At 72.0% G+C, this 20,731-nt stretch carries 14 protein-coding genes; 4 read left to right on the top strand and 10 right to left on the bottom strand.

Annotated elements, in window-relative coordinates:
- Window positions 1–15: 15 nt before the first annotated feature.
- Window positions 16–1,632, bottom strand: coding sequence for a hypothetical protein (locus UIS43_RS10215; protein WP_041553203.1), 1,617 nt, complete (start codon window positions 1,630–1,632; stop codon window positions 16–18).
- A 187-nt stretch (window positions 1,633–1,819) separates the two neighbouring features.
- A complete protein-coding gene (locus UIS43_RS10210) occupies window positions 1,820–2,107 on the bottom strand; it encodes a hypothetical protein (RefSeq protein ID WP_013154327.1) in 288 nt (95 codons plus the stop codon).
- 569 nt (window positions 2,108–2,676) lie between these two features.
- Here UIS43_RS10210 and UIS43_RS10205 point away from each other — a divergent pair.
- On the top strand, window positions 2,677–4,755 hold the full coding sequence (locus UIS43_RS10205) for a SpoIIE family protein phosphatase (RefSeq protein WP_013154326.1): 2,079 nt from the start codon (window positions 2,677–2,679) through the stop codon (window positions 4,753–4,755).
- Window positions 4,756–5,232: 477 nt separating this feature from the next.
- Entirely contained in the window at window positions 5,233–6,843 is a 1,611-nt protein-coding gene (locus tag UIS43_RS10200; RefSeq protein ID WP_370013028.1) for an RNA polymerase sigma factor, read from the top strand.
- 458 nt (window positions 6,844–7,301) lie between these two features.
- Here UIS43_RS10200 and yaaA read toward each other — a convergent pair whose 3' ends face one another.
- Entirely contained in the window at window positions 7,302–8,042 is a 741-nt protein-coding gene (yaaA, locus tag UIS43_RS10195) for a peroxide stress protein YaaA (protein WP_013154324.1), read from the bottom strand.
- 45 nt (window positions 8,043–8,087) lie between these two features.
- Window positions 8,088–8,816 carry a hypothetical protein gene (locus UIS43_RS10190; protein ID WP_071622512.1) on the bottom strand — a complete coding sequence of 243 codons (729 nt, stop codon included), beginning with the start codon at window positions 8,814–8,816 and terminating at the stop codon, window positions 8,088–8,090.
- A gap of 157 nt (window positions 8,817–8,973) precedes the next feature.
- On the opposite strand from UIS43_RS10190, the gene UIS43_RS10185 reads away from it, so the two are divergent.
- Window positions 8,974–9,651 (top strand): GNAT family N-acetyltransferase, encoded by a 678-nt coding sequence (locus tag UIS43_RS10185; protein WP_370013026.1) that lies wholly within the window; start codon window positions 8,974–8,976, stop codon window positions 9,649–9,651.
- 46 nt (window positions 9,652–9,697) lie between these two features.
- Here the strand turns inward: UIS43_RS10185 and UIS43_RS10180 are convergent, their stop codons facing one another.
- Complete coding sequence (locus UIS43_RS10180) at window positions 9,698–9,916, bottom strand: hypothetical protein (protein WP_013154321.1); 219 nt, start codon at window positions 9,914–9,916, stop codon at window positions 9,698–9,700.
- 355 nt (window positions 9,917–10,271) lie between these two features.
- Between UIS43_RS10180 and UIS43_RS10175 the strand changes: the two genes are divergently transcribed.
- Window positions 10,272–12,377: a type IIA DNA topoisomerase subunit B gene (locus UIS43_RS10175; protein WP_013154320.1), complete on the top strand. Its 2,106-nt coding sequence runs from the start codon at window positions 10,272–10,274 to the stop codon at window positions 12,375–12,377.
- An 8-nt stretch (window positions 12,378–12,385) separates the two neighbouring features.
- On the opposite strand, the gene UIS43_RS10170 is transcribed toward UIS43_RS10175, so the two are convergent.
- From UIS43_RS10170 to UIS43_RS10150, 5 genes are all read right to left on the bottom strand, one after another.
- Complete coding sequence (locus UIS43_RS10170) at window positions 12,386–13,528, bottom strand: PLP-dependent cysteine synthase family protein (RefSeq protein ID WP_013154319.1); 1,143 nt, start codon at window positions 13,526–13,528, stop codon at window positions 12,386–12,388.
- 162 nt (window positions 13,529–13,690) lie between these two features.
- On the bottom strand, window positions 13,691–14,017 hold the full coding sequence (locus UIS43_RS10165; RefSeq protein WP_013154318.1) for a M48 family metallopeptidase: 327 nt from the start codon (window positions 14,015–14,017) through the stop codon (window positions 13,691–13,693).
- Window positions 14,018–14,219: 202 nt separating this feature from the next.
- Window positions 14,220–14,747 (bottom strand): carbonic anhydrase, encoded by a 528-nt coding sequence (locus UIS43_RS10160; protein ID WP_013154317.1) that lies wholly within the window; start codon window positions 14,745–14,747, stop codon window positions 14,220–14,222.
- Between the two features lie 84 nt (window positions 14,748–14,831).
- Complete coding sequence (locus UIS43_RS10155; RefSeq protein ID WP_013154316.1) at window positions 14,832–17,318, bottom strand: DNA topoisomerase (ATP-hydrolyzing) subunit A; 2,487 nt, start codon at window positions 17,316–17,318, stop codon at window positions 14,832–14,834.
- Window positions 17,319–17,604: 286 nt separating this feature from the next.
- Window positions 17,605–20,418 (bottom strand): glycosyl hydrolase, encoded by a 2,814-nt coding sequence (locus tag UIS43_RS10150; protein ID WP_358455157.1) that lies wholly within the window; start codon window positions 20,416–20,418, stop codon window positions 17,605–17,607.
- Between the last annotated feature and the right edge of the window lie 313 nt (window positions 20,419–20,731).

Here is a 20,731-nt window from a genome sequence, read left to right as displayed (position 1 = left end):
CGGGGCGGGCGCCGCCTACAGCGCGTCCAGTCGGCGGCGCAGGTCGCTCTCGCCCGAGGCGGCGTCCAGCACCTCGCCCAGCGCGGCCAGCACGCCGGGCCGGTCCACACCCCGGTCCAGCATCCGGCGCGCCGCCGCCCACAGGTTCGCGGGCCTGCCGTGCCACAGCCGCCGGGCCAGGCGCTCGTGCCGGTCCAGCTCCCGCTCCCGCTCGGGATCGTCGCCGGTCACCGGCCGGTACCACCGGTCCTGCCCGCTGGAGTGGCGGCCGCTGTGCGGGGTGGCCGCCTCGTACTCGCCGTAGTGGTCCAGGCGCAGCAGCGCTCTTCGGCCCCGGGCCGTGTCCGGGTCGAACTCCTCCGGCGCCCACGTCACCAGCTCGCTGGCCAGCAGCGGGAACGCGAACATCCGCCGCGCCAGCGACGAGAAGTCGCCGTCGGGCATCAGCCGCCGCACCGCCTCCTGGCGCAGCCCCAGCGGGCGCGCCGGATCGCGGTAGGTACGGGTGAACTCCGCGGTGGACTCCCACACCGCGTCCAGCGTCGCGCCCACCGCCACCTGCGGCAGCCCGCCGCGTCGGCCCGCCCAGCGCACCCACGCGGCCAGCACGTGCGGCATGGCCTCCTGCTCCTCGGGCAGCAGCACCACCCGGCCGGGCAGCCAGTGCAGCAGGAAGGACTCCACCTTGCGCGGGCTGACGCGCATCGGCCGACCGCCGTCCACGTCGCAGCCGTGCGTGATGATGTGGTCGGCGCAGCGGCTCGCCGCGTAGGAGTCGGAGAGCTCGGCGGCCTCGTCCGAGGCCAGGAAGCGGGCGGCCAGCACCGCGCGCCGGTCGCGCCGCCACACCGGGGCGGGGAAGGGGTCCACTCCCTCGGGAGGGGTGGGCAGGGACCGCACCCGCGCGTTGGCCAGCGCGAAGTGCGCGGCCAGCGACCCCCCGGTCAGGTCGGAGACCTTCAGCCCCACCGGCTCCACGAGCGCCCCCGAGGCCCGGTCGGCCGACGCGCCCGCCACCACCTGCTCCGTGCGCTCCAGTGCCCGTGACAGCAGGGCGCGCGCCTCGGTCAGCTCCACCTGGGCGAACCGCGCGAACTCGTCCGTCTCGGCCCTGGCCCGGCAGCTCTCCAGCAGCTGCTCGACCTTGGTGGTCACCCAGGCGTCGCGCAGCACGCCGCCGCCGTTGTGGTCCAGGACCAGGATCAGCGCGTGCTCGGGCGGCAGCGAGCCCGGGTGGCCGGGGTGGTCGCCGTCGCGGCTGAACACGCACACGAAGTCCTCGGTGTCACCGAACTGGTCGGTGCTGACGTAGACGGCCACCGGCGTGACCTCGCCGAGCTGGGAGGCCCACGCCGGTACCTGGAGGCCGCGCTCGCGGAGCGCGATCATCCCCTGTTCGGCCAGGCTCCGCTGCTCGGACGAGGTGCCCAGGGCGGTGACCGCCGCGAGCACGCCCAGCCCCGCGGGCTTGCCGGAGGCGGTGGCGTGCGCCACCAGGCCCTCGCCGAGCAGCCTCTCCACGTCCACGCCGGGGACCCGCTCCCCCCACCACGTGCCGAGCAGCTCGCTGAAGGCCAGCTCGGCGTCGAGGGGGTGGCGCATGGCCAGCAGCGCTCTGGCGGCGCGCAGCATCTCGTCGAAGACGGCGCGGGGAACCGGTTCGGAACCTGGGGACGGAGGCATCGGGGAGGGCACCATCCGAGCGTATGCCAGCCCGGGTGTGCGCTCCTCCGTTCCCGCCCACCGACGGCGGCGCCGGGCGCGGCCGGGGCGCGGCTCCCGTCGGGGGAGGCCGCGCCCCTGGAGGCGACCGCCGGGTTCAACGCGGTTGCGGTATGCCCCGGTGGCCGCCGAACAGGCCCGCGGCCGATCTGCGCGCCGGCTTCCTGGCCGGCGGGGAGGGCGGCACGGAGTTCACCATCGCCTCCAGGTGCTCGCGGGCGACCCGCTCGACCAGGTGCGGCGTGACCGTGATGCCCAGGTGTTCGACGCAGTTCCAGGTGTCGCTGACGCAGCGTTCGACACATCGGTGGGACAGGGCACTGAACTCGTCGTGGAGCCGTGCCGAGATCCGACTGAGATCCTGGACCGGGAAGGTCTGGAGCATTCTCGCTCACACCCCTAGCTGGAGATGGCCTGGACGGTGACCTCCACCCATTTCACTTGTTCTGGACGGAGTGTCAACCCCTCTCCCGGCACGCTGTTGATAAAACCTCCGGGAAGCATCGTTTACTCGAACACCACCGTCATCGCAGATCAACAAGGCGAAAAGGGTGTTTCGGGCGTATAACGCCCCTGGTCCCGAGTGGAGAACGCAAACATCCCGCGAACGCCCATCGCCCGGAATTGGCGGAAAACACGTCGCGGAAAGTCCCCGTCCGCTGTGACGCGACCGGCGGGTGGCCTATTGTTTACCTTCCACGTCCGCGGACGGCCTCCCTCCACGACGGCCGTTGCGTGTGGACGGCTGTGTCTTATGCTTGAGCCGTGACAGCGGCCGAGAGGAGTCATCGAGCGTGACTCCCGGGAGCCGCGGAGCCCCCCGATCACCTTCGGCGCCGCGCGACTTCCGGCTTTCACGCCATGGGCGGCCGGTCGACAGGGGCCGCGCGGTCCAGGCAGCACCCCCCAACGAAACACGGCTGGGGAATCGACGGTTCCGGAGGTGTCGAGCAGTTGAGCGCCGAGACGTCCATTCCGCCACCCCGGGTCAGCAGGGCGGAACTCCCCGACGCGGTCAGATCCCTCCTCACCGACTCCCCGATCGGATTCGCGCTGCTCGGCCCCGACGACCTCCTCGGCACGATCAACCAGCGCCTGGCCGCCGACGTCCTGGGGCGCGCCCCCGCCGAGTGCCTGGGCCGCGACCCCGCAGACCTGCTGGAGGAGAACGGCGACCGCGACGCGGCCGCCGACCACCGGGCCTGCCTGGCCCGGGCGCGCGAGAGCGGACAGGCCGTCCGCGGACGCCACCGCGCCCCCGCCGGACAGCTGTGGGACCTGACCTGGTTCCCCGTCACCGAACCGGACACGGACGACGAGTACGTCGCCCTCATCGCGGTCCCCGCCGGTGAGGGCGCCGAACCCGTCGACGGCGCCGCGCTGCGCCGCGACGAGCAGCGGCTGCGCGCCCTGTTCCAGGCGGGCAACCAGATCGTCTGGGCCGCCGGACCCGGCGGCGAGATCCGCGAGGACTGCCCCCAGTGGCGGGCCGTCACCGGTCAGGAGCTGGAGCACTACCTGGGCCGGGGCTGGCTCGACGCCCTCCACCCCGAGGACCGTCCCCGCGTCGAGCGCGCCTGGGAGGACTCCGTCCTCGACGTCACCCCCTTCGACGCCATGTTCCGCGTGCGGACCCGCTCGGGCGGCTACGGCCACTACCGGGCCAGGGCCCACCCGGTCATGGAGGGGACACGGACCGCCGAGTGGGTCGGCACCCTCGCCGACATCACCAACGAGCGCGAGGCCGACGAACTCCGCCAGCGCCTCAACCAGCAGCTCAGCGAGGCGGCCATGCGCACCGCCCGCCTCCAGAAGGCCACCTCCGACCTGGCCGAGGCGCTCACCGCCGACGAGGTCGTCAACGCCATGTCCGAGATCGGCCGCTCCGGGGTGGGCGCCGACCACACCTGCGTCGTCCTGCTGGACCGCGACCGCCTGCGGCTGCGCACCATCGCCGCCGCGCACGCCCACCAGCTGCCCCGCTCCACCTTCCCCACGGACCACCCCGACATCGCCGCCCTGGCGGTGGCCGACCGGCTGCCCCGCCTGGCCGCCAACCCGGCCGAGCTGGGCGCGCTGTTCGACGGCGCGCCCGAGGTGGACGAACTCGTCGGGTCCACGCCCGAGCGGGCCTGGATCGCGCTGCCGATGATGACCGCGGGGCGCCCCATCGGCGCGCTGCGCTTCGCCTTCTCCACCCCGCGCGAGGTCTCCGACGACGAACGCGTGTTCCTGGAGGCCCTGGCCGGACAGTGCGCGCTGGCCATCGGCCGCGCCACCCTCTACGAGCAGGAGCACAACACCGCCGAGGAGCTCCAGCGCAGCCTGCTGCCCGAGGAACTGCCCGAGGTGCGCGGCGTGCGCCTGGCCGCCTACTACCGGTCCGGGTCGCAGAACGTGCAGGTCGGCGGCGACTGGTACGACGCCTTCCCGCTGCCCGACGGCCGCGTCGCCGGGGTGCTCGGCGACGTCATGGGCAAGGGCATCCCGGCCGCGGCAGGGATGAGCCGCATCCGCAACGCGCTGCGCGCCCTGGCCTTCTCCATGCCCGAGCCCGCCGACGTCCTGGCCGGCCTGGACCGCATGTTCTCGGCCACGGAGGGTATGGACCAGGTCACCACACTGGTCTACTTCGTGCTCGACCCCGTCACCGGACAGCTCGACCTCAGCAACGCGGGACACCTCCCGCCGCTGGTCGTGGCGGGCGGCGCGCGGCCGTCGCTGCTCGACACCGAACCCGACACGCCGCTCGGGGTCAGCTCCCCGCGGGGTCACCACAAATTCTTCGTCCAACCCGGTAACACCGTCGCCCTGTACTCCGATGGACTGGTTGAGAACCGCAAACGGTCCGTCTACTCCGGACTCGACGAGCTCGTCCACGTGGCGTCCTCGGCCCCTCCGGAGGTGGTGGGCGATCCACAGCAGATGCTGGAGTACCTTGTTGAGAGCATGCTCGATGGGTATGAGCAGGACGACGACGTCACGCTGCTCGCCGTCCAGCTTCCGGTGATCGACTCCGTGCCGGAGCGGTAGTGCCGGTTCGAGGCGAACCGGTGGACACCGGTCTGCGGCGGACCGGTGCGCACCGGTCCGCGCCGTGCCGGTGAACCGGCGCCAGACCGACGACAGACCGTACGAACAAGTCCATTGCCTTGCCTACAGTGAAGAAGCCGTTCCGCCCCGCGATGCGGGAGTGATCCTCTGCGGGGGTGACCTCCGGGAGCGCATACGCTGGACGGGGACGAACCTGGAGAGCGCATACGCTTGAAAGACCAACGGCTTCCCCGTTCCAGTGGGGACGATCCCAGGCCGCAGGTGGGAGAGGGTGCAGTGCCCGGTCCCGGCCAGGCGGACCACCGGGTCCGACAATCTCGCCACACGTCCGTTCGAGAGGTGTTTGTGTCATCTGCCAGTTCGACTCGCTCGAAGCAGTCCGAGTCACTGCAAGAGCCCGTCATTCAGCAGCTGATCGAGCGTGGGCGGTCCCAGGGCTTCCTTGAGCCCGAGGACGTGCGCCGTGCCTTCGAAGAGGCCGAAATCCCGATGTCGCAGGCGCAGTCCGTGCTCCGCAGCCTCGCGAAGGAGGGCGTGACCGTACTCGTTCCCGAGTCGGCCTCCTCCCGGCGCAAGGCGCCGCGGCGCAAGGCGGCGACCACCAAGACGGCGGCCACGCGGTCCACCTCGACCAGGTCCACCAAGACCACCGCGACGAGCAGGGCCGCCAAGCCCGTGCGCGCGGCGGCGGCCCAGGAACAGACCGAGACGGTCACCGCCGTGGTCGGTTCCGCCGAGGACGCCGGGAACGAGGCCGGGGCGGAGAAGGAGAAGAAGCCCGCGGCCAAGAAGCCCGCCAAGAAGACGGCGACCAAGAAGCCCGCGACCAAGGCGGCCAAGACCACCGCGGCCAAGGGCCCGACCGCCAAGACCACCGGCCTCAAGGCCGCCGCCGCCAAGAAGACGGCGACCAAGGAACTCGGACTCGCGGCGGACGGCGAGTTCGACGAGGACGAGGACGGCCTGGACGACCTCGAGCACACCGGCGCCGAGCTGGAGCTGGTCGAGGACACCCCGGACCCGGCGGACAAGGACCTCAAGCCCGCCAAGCCCGAGGCCGTGGGCGCCCCGGCCAAGCCCGCCAACGAGGACGAGTCCTTCGTCCTCTACGACGACGATGACGACGCCCCCGCGGCGCAGGTCGTGGCCGCGGGCGCGACGGCGGACCCGGTCAAGGACTACCTCAAGCAGATCGGCAAGGTCCCGCTGCTCAACGCCGAGCAGGAGGTCGAACTCGCCAAGCGGATCGAGGCCGGCCTGTTCGCCGAGGAGAAGCTGGCCGAGGAGGCCGAGCTCCTCACCGTCGAGCTGCGCGACGAGCTGGAGTGGATCGCCGAGGACGGCGGCCGCGCCAAGAAGCACCTGCTGGAGGCCAACCTCCGGCTCGTGGTCTCGCTCGCCAAGCGCTACACCGGCCGCGGCATGCTCTTCCTGGACCTGATCCAGGAGGGCAACCTCGGTCTGATCCGCGCGGTGGAGAAGTTCGACTACACCAAGGGCTTCAAGTTCTCGACCTACGCCACGTGGTGGATCCGCCAGGCGATCACCCGGGCCATGGCCGACCAGGCGCGCACCATCCGCATCCCGGTGCACATGGTCGAGGTCATCAACAAGCTGGCCCGCGTCCAGCGCCAGATGCTCCAGGACCTGGGCCGCGAGCCCACCCCGGAGGAGCTGGCCAGGGAACTCGACATGACCCCGGAGAAGGTCGTCGAGGTGCAGAAGTACGGCCGCGAGCCGATCTCCCTGCACACCCCGCTGGGCGAGGACGGCGACAGCGAGTTCGGCGACCTCATCGAGGACTCCGAGGCGATCCAGCCGGGCGAGGCGGTCAGCTTCACCCTGCTCCAGGAGCAGCTGCACTCGGTGCTGGACACGCTGTCCGAGCGCGAGGCGGGCGTGGTGTCCATGCGCTTCGGTCTCACCGACGGCCAGCCGAAGACTTTAGACGAGATCGGCAAGGTCTACGGGGTCACCCGTGAGCGCATCCGGCAGATCGAGAGCAAGACGATGTCGAAGCTCCGCCACCCGTCGCGTTCGCAGGTGCTCCGCGACTACCTGGACTAGGTTCACCCAGGTGGTCGGCCGGTCGGCGGCGGTGGAGCGCTGACCGGCGGCTGAAGAGAACCGGACCGGTCCCGGATCCGCGCCCCCGCCCGAAGGCGGGGAGCGCCGACCCGGGACCGGCACCCCCAGGTCCGCGCGGCTGTGGCGACGTCCGCGTGTGCCGGAGCAGCCCCCGTTGGTGCTCCGAGGTGCCCGTCGCGCTCGGGAGCGTCCTTGGTTCTCCCGGGCACTGTGTCATACGGGGCACCGTGTCGTCCGAGGCGCTGTGTCATCCGATCCGACGGTGTCCATGGTGCCGCACGTACTGTAGGTGCGGCATAAAGTCGCGATATCGAGTCGTTATGTGACGGGGAGTGGCCTACGGTCGCTCCCCGTTCTCCGTGTGTCCGCAGGCCCTCTCCGGGCGCACGGGCGCGGCCCCGTCCGCGCGGCCCGCGCCCCTTTCCCGGTGCCGTCCCTCAGTCGCGGACGACGACGTTCAGGACGTGCCGTTCGGGCAGTTCCACGGTGTGCCCGAGGTCGCGCAGGGCCGACACCAGCTCCTCGGGGGTGGCGGCGTCCACGCCCTCCAGAAGCAGGGAGCGGGCGATGTCGCCCCGGGTGGCCTTGGCCATGTGGCTGACCACCGTGCGCCTGGCGACCCCGTCCACCACGCGCTCGCGCAGCACCCTGACGGCCACGCCGGTCCCCGGAGCGTAGGCGGCGGCGTAGGCGGACGAGCGGCAGTCGACCAGGAGCTGTCCCCCGGTGAACTCGTCCAGGGGCGCGGCCGCCTCGCGGCGCCAGTAGGAGCCCAGACCGCCCAGGGGCGGCAGCTTCACGCCCATGGACAGGCGGTACGGGGGCAGCCGGTCGGCGGGCCCGACCACTCCCCACAGCCCGGAGAAGATCAGGACCCGGGCGTCGGGGATGTCGGGGAGGCCGAGCCGGTCGTAGAGCACGCCCGTGTACAGGTCGGCCGCGCGCAGGGTGGGCGCGGTGGCCAGGTCCAGGTTGCGCTTGAGCGCGTCGGCCTGCCTGGCGCTGATCCCCAGGGTCTCCAGCGCGGTCTCCTCGGGCCCCGAGCACAGGTCCGCCAGCGCCGCCATGACCCGCTCGCGGGCCCCGGTCAGCTCCGGAAGGGTCAGCGTCCCCGGGTCCAGGCGGGGGCCCTCGCCGGAGGAGGCCTTGCCCTCGGACGGCGGCAGCAGGATGAGCATGGTGGAACTTCCCGGGTGGAGGCGGTGGTCGGGTACCCGCCCATGCTAGGGCGTGTGCGGAGCCCGTTCCCGGTGTCGGAGGACCTGGACGGCGAGGGTGACGAAGGCGACGCACAGCAGGGCGTCCATCACGGCGCCCACGGGGACGAATCCCTTGAGGATGCCGTTGGCGTGCAGCGCCATCGAGAGGACGCACAGGAACCGGACCGCGCCCACGGAGCGGGTCGCGAGCAGTCCCGCGGCCAGGAGCACCCAGCCCAGGTTGGGGGCCCACACCAGCGCGTACACCACGTGCACCCGGGGATAGAGGAACTCGACGAACGCGGTGGCCAGCTCCGGGGAGTGGGCGTCGGTGAGCTGGAGGGCGACGAAGTTGGCGCCCTCGAAGAAGGCGCCCACCATCAGCCCGAACAGGCACACGATCCCCGTGACGGCACCCAGCACGGGCCGGGTCCTGGCGATCGCGGTGGCCAGCCCGGCGAAGGCGGGCACCAGGAACAGCAGCCCGGCGAACCAGAGCCCGTACCCCCAGGCCATCTGGACGGGATCGTCGGCGTAGGCCGCGATCTGGTCCGGGAAGAAGAAGTGGTGCGGCGCCTTGAGCAGCTCCCCGGCCAGGAGCAGCGGCGGAGCCGCCGCCAGCGAGACGGCGGTCGGCCAGCGGCCGGGGAAGGGGCCGGGCACGGGGGCCTCGGCCCGTCCGGGCAGGTCGCGGAGCAGGGCCGTTCTCAGGGACGCGGACGTGAAAGGGCTTTTTCGGGGAGTGGAGCGCATGCGGTCATCCTCGCCACCGCGAGGGTGCCGTGTCAGGAACGCTGCCACGACGGTCCGCCGGGGGTTCGCACCCCCCGGGCACCCCTACCGGGGACGCGGCCGCGGTCGCCGCGGGCCCGCCGGATAGCATCGTCGGCTCCGGGAGAGGGGAGCGGGCGTGCACGAGTGGGCTCGGCGGGTGACGCGGGACTGGCCGCCGTTCGAGGTGGAGGAGCACGGCGGCTGGCGGTTCGGCTTCGCCGAGGGGATCACCAAGCGGGCCAACTGCGCGCTCGTGCTGGATCCGGACGCGCGCGTCGCCGAGGTCACCGCCTACTACACCGGGCGCGGCCTGAGGCCCTGCGTGCAGGTGTGGCCGGGCGAGGAGGAGGTCGACCGGCGGCTGGCGGAGCACGGCTACGCGGTGGTGGAGCCCTCACTGGTCCTGGCCCGCGACCTCGGCGCGCGCCCCGACGCCCCGGGCACGTCCTCGGTGGCGGCCTCGCCCGGGCCCGGGTGGTCGGCCGCCGGGGCCGCACGCATCCTCGGCCGGGTCGACGCCGCCTACGCAACGGCCGAGCGGGGCCTGGGCCGGGGGGCGGCGGTGCTGGACGGGGAGTCGGTGGCGCTCTGCGCCATGTTCACCGACCCCGCGGCGCGCGGACGCGGCGTGGCCGCCGGGCTGTTGGCCGACCTGCTGCGCTGGGGGTACGACCGCGGCGCGCGGCGGGCCTACCTGTGTGTGGTCGCCGACAACGCCCCGGCGCTGCGGCTGTACGGGCGCGCGGGGTTCACCGAGGTGTCGCGGTACCACAGCCGTGTACTGGAGGGCGCGCACGAAGGCGGCGGCTCCTGAGGGGAGCCGCCGCCGGTGTTCAGGCCTGTTCTGTTGTGCTCTGTGGCTAACGCTCGTCCGTCTTGCTCTCGGTGAGCTTGTCGGTCTCGTCCTGGATGTCCGAGGCGATCTTGCGGAGAGAGTCGTCGTGCTTGCGCATGTGGTGGGCGCAGAACAGCAGCTCGCCGCCGGAGTTCAGCAGCACCCGGACGTAAGCCTGCGCACCACAGCGGTCGCAACGGTCAGCAGCCGTCAGCGGCTGGGTGGGGGCAAGGGTTCCAGTCACTTCGCCATCCTCAATACTCGGCGTTAGTCACCTCTGACAACATTTAACCCGACCAGGACGTTCCCAACCTGGTCCCGTGTACGCCGACAGCGGAATCTGCCTGGTTGATGCCTGGATGTCGTCTCATGTCCTTGTTGTACCCGCCTCATGGCCCGGCATCCCAGGAAATGGGGAGCATCCAGGTCGCATCCACCGGAGGTGGTAGTCTCGCGCGGGGCAGGCCCCCGTCCTCCCGCCGAGTCCCGGTGGTAGCAAGCGACCGGCACGCCGCCCCCCTATTCGTCAGTGCGGCGCGGTACAAAGGGCACGCACCGCACAGCGCCCTGATGGCCCTGAAGACGCAGGAGATGTCCGAGTGACCGCCTTGACCGCAGTCGTCCACGACCCCGAGGATTACTCCGCCCGACACCTGTCGGTCCTCGAAGGTCTTGAGGCGGTGCGCAAACGGCCGGGCATGTACATCGGGTCCACCGACAGCCGCGGCCTCACCCACTGCATGTGGGAGATCATCGACAACTCCGTGGACGAGGCCCTGGGCGGCTTCTGCACCCGGATCGACGTCACACTGCACTCCGACGGGTCGGTGTCGGTGAGCGACGACGGACGCGGAATCCCCGTGGACGCCGAGCCCAAGTCCGGCCTGTCCGGTGTGGAACTGGTCATGACCAAGCTCCACGCGGGCGGCAAGTTCGGCTCCGGCTCCTACACCGCCTCCGGCGGCCTGCACGGCGTCGGCGCCTCGGTGGTCAACGCCCTGTCGTCCCGCGTGGACGTCGAGGTCGACCGCCAGGGCCGCACCCACGCGATCAGCTTCCGCCGGGGCATCCCCGGCCGCTTCGCCGGTTCCGGCCCCGACGCCGAGTTCACGCCGGTCTCGGGCCTGGAGCAGGTCCGCAAGGTGGCCCAGAAGATCACCGGCACCCGCATCCGGTTCTGGCCGGACATGCAGATCTTCCTCAAGGACGCCGACATCGCCCGCGAGGCGCTGCTGGACCGGGCCCGCCAGACCGCGTTCCTGGTGCCGGGCCTGACCCTCTCCGTGCGCGACGAGCGCGTGGAGGGGGAGCCCGCCCACGAGGAGGAGTTCCGCTTCGACGGCGGCATCGGCGAGTTCTGCACCTTCCTGGCCCCCGACGAGCCGGTCAGCGACGTGCTGCGCATCCAGGGCAGCGGCAACTTCACCGAGACCGTCCCGGTCCTGGACGACGCGGGGCACATGGTGCCCGCCGACGTCGAGCGCCGCCTGGACGTGGACGTCGCCCTGCGCTGGGGGACGGGCTACGACACCACCGTGCGCTCCTTCGTCAACGTCATCGCCACCCCCAAGGGCGGCACCCACATCAACGGCTTCGAACGGGCCCTGGTGCGGGTGATCAACGAGCAGCTGCGCACCACCAAGCTGCTGAGGAACAGCGACGACCCCGTCACCAAGGACGACACCCAGGAGGGGCTCACCGCGGTCGTCACCGTCCGCCTGCCCGAGCCCCAGTTCGAGGGCCAGACCAAGGAGATCCTCGGCACCTCCGCGGCGACCAGGATCGTCTCCCAGGTGGTCGGCAAGGAGCTGCGCGAGTTCCTGACCTCCACCAAGAAGGTGGAGAAGGCCAGGGCGCGCAGCGTCCTGGAGAAGGTGGTCGGCGCCGCCAAGGCCCGCCTGGCCGCGCGCCAGCAGCGCGAGACCCAGCGGCGCAAGACCGCCCTGGAGAACTCGGCGCTGCCCGCCAAGCTGGTGGACTGCCGCAGCGAGGGCCTGGAGCACAGCGAGCTGTTCATCGTCGAGGGGGACTCGGCGCTGGGCACCGCCAAGCTGGCCCGCGACTCGGAGTTCCAGGCGCTGCTGCCGATCCGGGGCAAGATCCTCAACGTGCAGAAGTCCTCGGTCGCCGACATGCTCAAGAACGCCGAGTGCGCGGCCATCCTCCAGGTGGTCGGCGCCGGTTCGGGGCGCACCTTCGACATCGACGCGGCCCGCTACGGCCGGATCATCCTCATGGCCGACGCCGACGTGGACGGCGCGCACATCCGCTGCCTGCTGCTCACGCTCATCTACCGCTACATGCGGCCGATGCTGGAGGCCGGACGGGTGTACGCGGCCGTGCCGCCGCTGCACCGCATCGAGCTGACCAACACCCGGCGCAAGCGCGGCAGCAAGCCCGAGGACCGCTACGTCTACACCTACTCCGACGCCGAGCTCTCGCGCACGCTGCTGGACCTGGAGAAGCGCAAGATCTCCTGGAAGGAGCCGGTGCAGCGCTACAAGGGCCTGGGTGAGATGGACGCCGACCAGCTGGCCGAGACCACCATGGACCCGCGTTACCGCACCCTGCGCCGGATCCGTGTGGAGCAGGCCGAGGAGGCCTCGTCCGTGTTCAACCTGCTGATGGGCAACGAGGTCGCCCCGCGCCGCCGCTTCATCCAGCAGGGCGCCCAGGAGCTGGACGTGGCCCGCATCGACACCTGACCGGTTTCTCAGGGGGTCTGGGGAGGCTCCCAGACCCCCTCCGCGAGGAACCGGTCGATGGTCGCGCGGTAGGGCGCCGGATCCAGGCCCCGCTCCGCCACCCAGGCGTCGTTGTAGTAGCTGTGCTGGTAGCGTTCGCCGCCGTCGCAGATCAGGGTGACCACGCTGCCCCTGCGCCCTTCCCGGAGCATCCTGGCCACCAGGTGCCACACCCCCCACAGGTTGGTGCCCGTGGAGCCTCCGGCGGAGAGCCCGGTGCGGTCGTGCAGGTGGCGCATCGCGGCGATGCTCGCGGCGTCGGGCACCGGCATCATCAGGTCGATCACCGACGGCACGAAGCTCGGCTCCATGCGGGGGCGGCCGATCCCCTCGATCCGGGAGGGCATCCCGGTGGCGTAGTCGGACGCGCCGGTGACCCAGCCGGGGAAGAACGCCGAGTTCTCCGGGTCCACCACCGCCAGCCGGGTGCCCAGGCGCCGGTAGCGCAGGTAGCGGCCGATGGTGGCGGAGGTGCCGCCGGTGCCCGCGCCCACCACGATCCACTCCGGGCACGGGTGGCGCTCCATGGCCAGCTGCTCGAAGATCGACTCGGCGATGTTGTTGTTGCCGCGCCAGTCCGTGGCCCGCTCGGCGTAGGTGAACTGGTCCATGTAGTGCCCGCCGGTCTCGGCGGCCAGCCGCTCGGCCTCGGCGTACATCGCGGGCGGGGCGTCCACGAAGTGGCACCTGCCGCCGTAGCGCTCGATCAGGGCGATCTTCTCCGGGCTGGTCCTGCGCGGGATGACCGTGATGAAGTCCAGGCCGACCAGCTGGGCGAAGTAGGCCTCCGACACCGCGGTGGACCCCGAGCTGGCCTCCACGATGGTGGTGCCCTCCCGGATCCACCCGTTGGCCAGCCCGTACAGGAACAGCGAGCGCGCCAGCCGGTGCTTGAGGCTGCCCGTGGGGTGCACGGACTCGTCCTTGAGGTACAGGTCGATGCCCCACTCCGGGGGGAGCGGGAACACGTGCAGGTGGGTGTCGGCCGAGCGGTTGGCGTCGGCGACGACCCTGCGTACCGCCTCGTCCGCCCAGGAGCGGGCGCTGTCGTCGCAGCGGTCCACCCACGGGGTGTCGTCGCCCGGCCGCGGACCTGTCGGTGAGGATGCCATGCCCAGCAGCGTAGTCCGCACACGGGAGGGGCCGGGCCCCGAGGGGCCCGGCCCCGCTCCTGCTCGGGTGGGGAACCGCGGCCGACCCGGCCGCGGGGGCGCTCCGGGGCGAGGGGTCTCCCGGCCCCGGTGCGCACGCGGGTGAGGTGGACCGGGGGCCGATCAGTCCAGGGAGCCCCCGGACATCACCGCGTGCATGCGCCGGTAGGTGGCCGCCTCCTCGTGGCGGCTCTGGCGCTCCAGCGTGCGCGCCAGGGCGATGTGCGCCCAGTTGTCCACCGGGTCCAGCTCGATGATCCTGCGGAAGGTCCGCTCGGCCTTGTTGAGCTGCGCGGAGTGGAAGTAGGCGCGGCCCAGCAGCTCCAGCAGGGAACGGCTGTCCGGTTCGTCGTCGACGATCGGTTCGAGGGTGCGGGCGGCGTAGATGGGGTCGCCCAGTTCCATGAACATGCGGGCGCGGTTGAAGGTGTCGTAGGTGTTCTCTTCCACGGTGCTCCTTCCGACGGCGCGGGGCCGTCCCGGATCACAACGGCCGGCGTACCGGTCGCATTCCCTGGTGGGGCGTGTGGGGCGAAGGCGCGGGCAGGAGCCCGCCGGGCCCTCCCGCGCCCTCCGGTCCCACAGAAGAGATCCCCGCGCACGTGCGGCGCACACGTGGTCGACCCCGGTCACCGCCTCCGCTCGGGAGCGGTCACAGGTCCGTCATGGTGATCCGGCCGGTGTCCACGTCGTACAGCGCGCCCGCGACCGGCAGGCCCTCGGGCAGCAGCGGGTGGTGGCGGATGCGCTCCAGGTCGTGCCGCAGGGCGCCCAGCTGGTCGTTGTCGGTGTGGAACTCCAGGCTGCGCGTGTCCACTCCGTACTGCTCCTCGATGAGGTCGTGAACGGTGTCGTCGCTCTCCACGGAGGCCATCTTGCACCGGGTGTGCGGCATGATCAGCACCCGGTCCACACCGAGCAGGTACACCGCCAGCACCAGGGTGCGCAGGGTGTCGTCGGTCACGCGCGCGCCGGCGTTGCGCAGGATCTTGGCGTCACCGGGCTTGAGACCGAGCATGTCCAAAGGCTCGATCCTGGAATCCATGCAGGTCACCAGGCCCAGGCCGCGCGCGGCGACGGGTTCGAGCCCGGAGAGGGAGAAGGACTCGGCGTAGGCGTCGTTGGCCGGTAGGAAATCGTCGAAGGCACTGGAGGAAGTGGTGCCGCTGTTGTCGCTCACGTGGAGGCGCTCCCTTGTCCCGTGGTCGCGGACGCGCCGCGCGCACCGGACGGATCCGGTGCGCGCGGCGCTCTCCGAGACGAGTCAGGCTTTCGCTCCGGGAACGGTGATCCCGGAGTCGGTCTGTCCGCTACCTACAGTAACGATCGCGCGGGGCAGCGCGTCACCGGACCCGTCCCGACGGTCGATCGGGTCGGGCAGGCGGACCGGCTTGCCGTCCGCGCGCGCGGCGCGGGCGGGGGAACGGCCGATCCATCCGAACAGCAGGGTGTCCTCGCCCTTGAGGTAGCGGTGGCAGCGCACGCCGCCGGTGGCGCGGCCCTTGACCGGGTAGGCCTCGAAGGGCGTGACCTTGGCCGAACCGGCCTGGGTGCCCTCCAGGGCGCCGGAGGAGCCCGAGACGGTGACCACCACCGAGTCCTGCGGACTGGGCACGGCGCCGAACCACAGCACCCGCGCCCCCTCCGACAGGCGCACGCCCGCCACACCGCCCGCGGGCCGCCCCTGGGGCCGCACGGCGCTCGCGGAGAAGCGCAGCAGCTGGGCCTCGGAGGTGATGAAGGCCAGGTCCTCCTCGCCCGTGGACAGCTGGGTGACGCCCACGACGCGGTCGTCGTCCTTGAGCGCCACGACCTCGAAGTCGTCCTTGTTGGGCGGGTAGTCGGGGGAGACCCGCTTGACCACACCGCCGCGCGTGCCCAGGGCGAAGCCGGGGCCCGAGGCGTCCATGGACACCACCGACACCACCCGTTCGTCCCCGTCGAGCTGGACGAACTCGGACACGTCCAGCCCCGAGGCCAGCGGCGGGCTGTCCCCGCCCTCGTCGGGCAGCTCCGGCAGCTCCACCACCGGCACGCGGATCATCCGGCCCAGGTCGGTGACCAGGCCCACGGCGGAGCGCGAGGTGGTGGGGACGGACACGTGGACCGCGTCGTGCCGGGTGCGCAGGCCCTCGTACACGCGCGGCACCGAGGGTCCCTTGCTGCGGCCGATCGCGCCGTGCACGCCCATCAGCACGTGGCAGGGCTGGTCGGCCATCTCCAGCGGGATCACCGCGCTGCGGGCCACGCCGTCGCTCTCGCGCAGCTGCGTGCGACGCGGGGTGGCGAACTCCTTGGCGACGTCGCCCATCTCCTTGGAGACCAGGCGGCGCAGCTTCTTGTCCGACTCCAGGACCGCGGTGAGGGCGTCGACCTCCTTGTTGAGCTTGTCCCGCTCGGTCTCCAGCTCCATCCGGTCGAAGCGGGTCAGGCGCCGCAGCGGGGTCTCCAGGATGTAGCGGGCCTGGATCTCCGACAGGTCGTAGGCGCCCATGAGCGACTCGCGGGCGGCGGCGGTGTCCTCGGCCTCGCGGATCAGGGAGATGACCCGGTCGATGTCCAGCAGGGCCACGAGCAGGCCGTCCACCAGGTGCAGGCGCTCCTGGCGCTTGGCTCGGCGGAACTCGCTGCGGCGGCGCACCACGTCGAGGCGGTGGTTGACGTAGACCTCGAGGAGTTCGCGCAGTCCCAGCGTCTGGGGCTGGCCGTCCACGAGGGCCACGTTGTTGATGCCGAAGGACTCCTCCATCGGCGTGAGCCGGTACAGCTCCTCCAGGACCGCCTCGGGGTTGAAGCCGTTCTTGAGCTCGATGACCAGGCGCAGGCCCTGCGTGCGGTCGGTCAGGTCCTTCAGGTCCGAGATGCCCTGGAGCTTCTTGGACTGCACCAGCTCCTTGATCCGGCTGATGACCTTCTCCGGGCCCACGCTGTAGGGCAGCTCGGTGACCACCAGGCCGGTGCGGCGCGCGGACACCTTCTCGATGGAGACGGTGGCGCGGGTCTTGAACGTGCCCCGGCCGCTGCGGTAGGCGTCGCGGATGCCGTCCAGGCCGACGATGGTGCCGCCGGTGGGCAGGTCCGGGCCCGGGACGAACTCGGTGAGCTCCTCCAGGGTGGCCTCGGGGTGGGCGATCAGGTGGCGGGCGGCCGCGACGACCTCGCCCAGGTTGTGCGGGGCCATGTTGGTGGCCATGCCCACCGCGATGCCGGAGGCGCCGTTGACCAGCAGGTTCGGGAAGGCGGCGGGCAGGACCTCGGGCTCGGTCTCCTGGCCGTCGTAGTTGGGCCGGAAGTCGACGACGTTCTCGTCGATGGAGGCGACCAGCTGCTCGGCGGCGCGGTCCAGGCGCGCCTCGGTGTAGCGCATGGCGGCCGGCGCGTCGTCGCCGCCCAGGGAGCCGAAGTTGCCGTGGCCGTCCACCAGGGGCACGCGCATGGCGAAGGGCTGGCTCAGGCGCACGAGCGCGTCGTAGATGGCGGTGTCGCCGTGGGGGTGGAGGCGGCCCATCACGTCCCCGACGACGCGGGCGCACTTGACGTGGCCGCGGTCGTGCCGCAGCCCCATCTCGTTCATCTGGTAGAGGATGCGCCGCTGCACCGGTTTCATACCGTCGCGCGCGTCCGGTAGCGCGCGTTGGTAGATGACCGAGTAGGCGTACTCCAGGAAGCTGCCGCGCATCTCCTCGGAGACGTCGATGTCGATGATCTTCTCGGCGAGATCCTCGGGGGGACGGGAAGTAGTACGGGCCATGTCCGTAATTCTGGCCTGTGCCAGAGACTGAAACGTACAAGGACGCGTCACCGGGCGGGTGTGAGCCTCGTGACGCGGCGTCGTGTGTGCCGCTGCGACGTGCGGGTTGTGTGGGGGTGGGCGGGTCCGCGATGTTTCTGTGCTTGGGTGCCGGACGGCCGCACAACGCTCCGATCGTGCCCGGAACGCCCGAAACGGAGCCGCGGGCGCGGTCCGTTTCGGTTGGCGCGTCCCGCGGCGGGGCGGAGGGCGCCCCCGGCGCCCGCGGGGCGCCGGGGGCCGGGCGTCAGTCGGTGAAGGGGATCGTGACCGAGGCGCCGCCGTCGGGGCCGACCAGGACCCGCGAGGAGGCGTTGCCCAGGGCGCTCCACAGCTCGACGCGGACGGAGCCGCCCTCCAGGTCGCCGAGGGACCCGTCGGCGCTCGCCGCGCCCCGGCCCTGCGTGTACTCCTCCCAGCCGTTCAGGTCGTTGGTGGCGAAGTAGCGGTAGGTCTCCGTGCGGTCGTCGGTGCCGTCGCCGTCCAGGTCGTAGACCACGCGGACCTGGACCGCGTTGCCGACCGCGTTACCCGAGTCCACGGGCAGCGAGAACGCGGTGGCGCCGCCGGTGTGGGTGCCGGTCAGGTCGTCGGCGCGCAGCACCACGCGGTCGCCCGGCGGCAGGCCGTCCTGGTTGCGTCCCCCCGCGGAGGCCACGGTGATCTCGCCGGCGGAGCCGTGCGGGGCGCTGGAGAGCGCGGAGGGGGTCAGGTGCAGGCCGCCGTCGCCGACGTTGCCCTCACCCGGGTCGCCCGGGTCGCCGGGGTCGCCCGGGTCGCCCGGGTCGCCCGGGTCGCCGGGGTCACCGCCGCCGCCCTCGCCCGTGGTGGAGGCCAGCGAGCGGGGCTCCACCTCCAGTTCGACGCCGTCGGAGAAGGTGACCGTCAGCGGGGAGCCGGAGGGGTTGAAGGCGACGTGCGTGCGCTCCCCGCCGTCGGTGAAGACGGCGTAGTGCGCGGTGTCGGCGGTCACGGAGGTGTCCACGGTGCCGACCTCGGCGAGCGTCGAGACCCACTGGTAGGTGTGCGGCTTGGACTCGCCCGCCTCCGGTTCGTAGGTGCTCCACTGCTCCTCGAACATGCGCAGGGCGTCGTCGCCGTCGGAGAGGGCGCGGTGCTCCCAGTGGATGTCGCGCCAGATCTGCGGTTCGCGGCCCAGGCGGTCCACCAGCGACTCGTACATCGCCCCGGCGTGTTCGGGGTCGTGCCCCAGGTACAGCGAGCTCGCCGTGATGGGCAGGTAGTTGATGCCGTAGTGCTCCTCGTCGCCGCCGTCCCACCAGATGCGGTAGTCGCCGCCGTCGCCCCACACCATGCCGACGACGTCGTGTTCGAAGCCCTCGGGGAAGGTGTCGCCGCCGTGGTCCTGCCAGTAGCGGGTGATGGCGGAGGCCTGCGTGGTGTGCAGGTACACGCCCAGGTCGCGCAGCTCCTCGTCCCCGGTCAGGGCGCCGAACAGTGCGGTGGCGGCGGCGAAGTGCATGCCCTCGGAGGAGGACTCCTGGTTGTTCCCGGCGGCGAACCCCGCGTGCCCGGAGGCCCATCCGTGCCCCGCGTAGGGCGAGAAGGACCGCAGGCGCGGGAACATGTCGCTGTTCGGGTCGGTCTCGGCCACGTCGCGGATCAGCAGGCGGACCATGCCGCCCCAGGCGTCCTCGGCGGCCCAGGCGCTGTCGTAGCGGGCCACGACGGCCGCCGCGGAGACGAAGTAGCCGTAGTGGAAGTCGTGGTCGTTGACCTCGGTGGCGGAGCCGAAGCTGTCCGGGTAGCCGAGCATGGTGCCCCAGTCGGCCTCGTAGGCGAACTGGCGGGTCCCCCCGGCCGTGAACCAGTCCTCCAGACGGCCCCTGACCAGGTCCAGCAGCGCGTCGCGGCCCTCGGTGTGGCCGATGGAGTCGGCGATGGGCACCAGCTGGGCCAGCCTGCCCAGCGCCTTGCCGTCCCAGTAGGTGTCGCCGGGCTCGGGGAAGTGCTCCTGCTCGGCCAGGACCTCGTCGATGAGCTGGCGCATGCGGTCGTGGTCGGCGCTTTCCACGGTCGGCAGGCTGGGCAGGATGCCCTGGGCGGCCAGCTCGGTGGTGAAGCTCGCGCCCTGCGCCACGCGCATCTCGCCCCGGGGGGAGGAGTAGGACAGGTCGGTGACGGGGGTGGAGGCCTCCTGCCAGTGGTGCGGGTAGAGGGCCATGAGCGTGCCCTCCCCACTTCCCTCGCGCGGCTCGGTCTCCACCCGATAGGTGCTGGTCAGGGTGGCGGCGGCCTCGTCGTAGTCGTACTCCACGCGGGAGCCGGTGACGAAGGAGTGGGCGTAGGGGGCGAAGGTGTCCAGGTCCTCGGGTGAGGGCAGGACCGCCACGGAGTAGTGGCCCTCGGCGCCGGTCGGGGCGGTGAAGGTGTCGCCCGAGCGCGTCCAGGGGGCGTCGGAGGGGGCGAACAGCGCGTAGTGGCGGCCGCCCACGCTGGCGCCGACCACGGAGCCCTCCTGGTGCCAGACCTCGGGGGTGCCGGAGAAGGTCACCTGGGCGTCGCCGCCCGCGGTGTCGGCGTAGGCGAAGGGCAGGCCCTGGCCGATGGTCACGCGCAGGGTCCGGCCGGAGCCCTCCCAGTGCGCGGTGACGGTCCAGTCGCCGTGGTCGGCGACCCGGGTGTCGGGGGAGGACAGGCCCTGGACCCCCAGGGACAGGTCGGCGGTGTGGGGGTGCTCGTACTTGAGGCCGTCGGCGACGAGCTGGGAGTCCCGCGGGTAGCCCATCTCCAGCCCGCCCTCGTGGGGGTGGAAGCTGGCGGGGTGGGCGAAGAGGTTCTCACCGTGGGGGTTGTCGGGGTAGCGCTGGAAGATCAGCGACGACCACCACTCGTTGGTGGGGGCGTGCCCCTCGAAGTCCTCGGTCACCTTGGGGTCGACCGGGGCGCCGTTCAGGTCGGAGGGCCCGGGGGCTCCGGCGGGGAGGGTGTCGCTGTAGCCGCCCGAGCCGACGGGGACCTCGGCGGCCACGGCCGCCGGAGGGGCGGAGGCCACGCCCGCGGCGCAGACCAGGGCCGTGGCGGCGGCCAGGACGCCCATGCGCGGGGACCGCGCGCGCCGTGCTGTCGTCGGTCCGTTGGGGGGATGGTGGGGGGACGGTCGACTCCATGGGTGCCGCATACTGCGCCTTTCACTCGCTTCCGCGGTAGAGCGTCCGCCCTCGGCGGGCGGGAGCGCTCCCAGGCGTGAGCCTTGGTAAATGAGTGTTCAGTCCTGGTTGTAGGAGCGCAATGCCAGGAAAGTGGAAAGTATCCTTTCTGTTACCGGCGGTGTTCATGAGGGTTACAGGGGAACCCCGTCCCAGGTCGGCTGCGCGTCCGCTCCGGGGCGGAGCGGTCCCGGGCGAAGCGGG

Source organism: Nocardiopsis sp. LDBS0036 (genome assembly GCF_041228755.1).
Taxonomy (GTDB): Bacteria; Actinomycetota; Actinomycetes; order Streptosporangiales; family Streptosporangiaceae; genus Nocardiopsis; species Nocardiopsis dassonvillei.
Note: the sequence above shows the minus strand (reverse complement) of the source record. Positions and strands in the feature narration are given on the sequence as shown.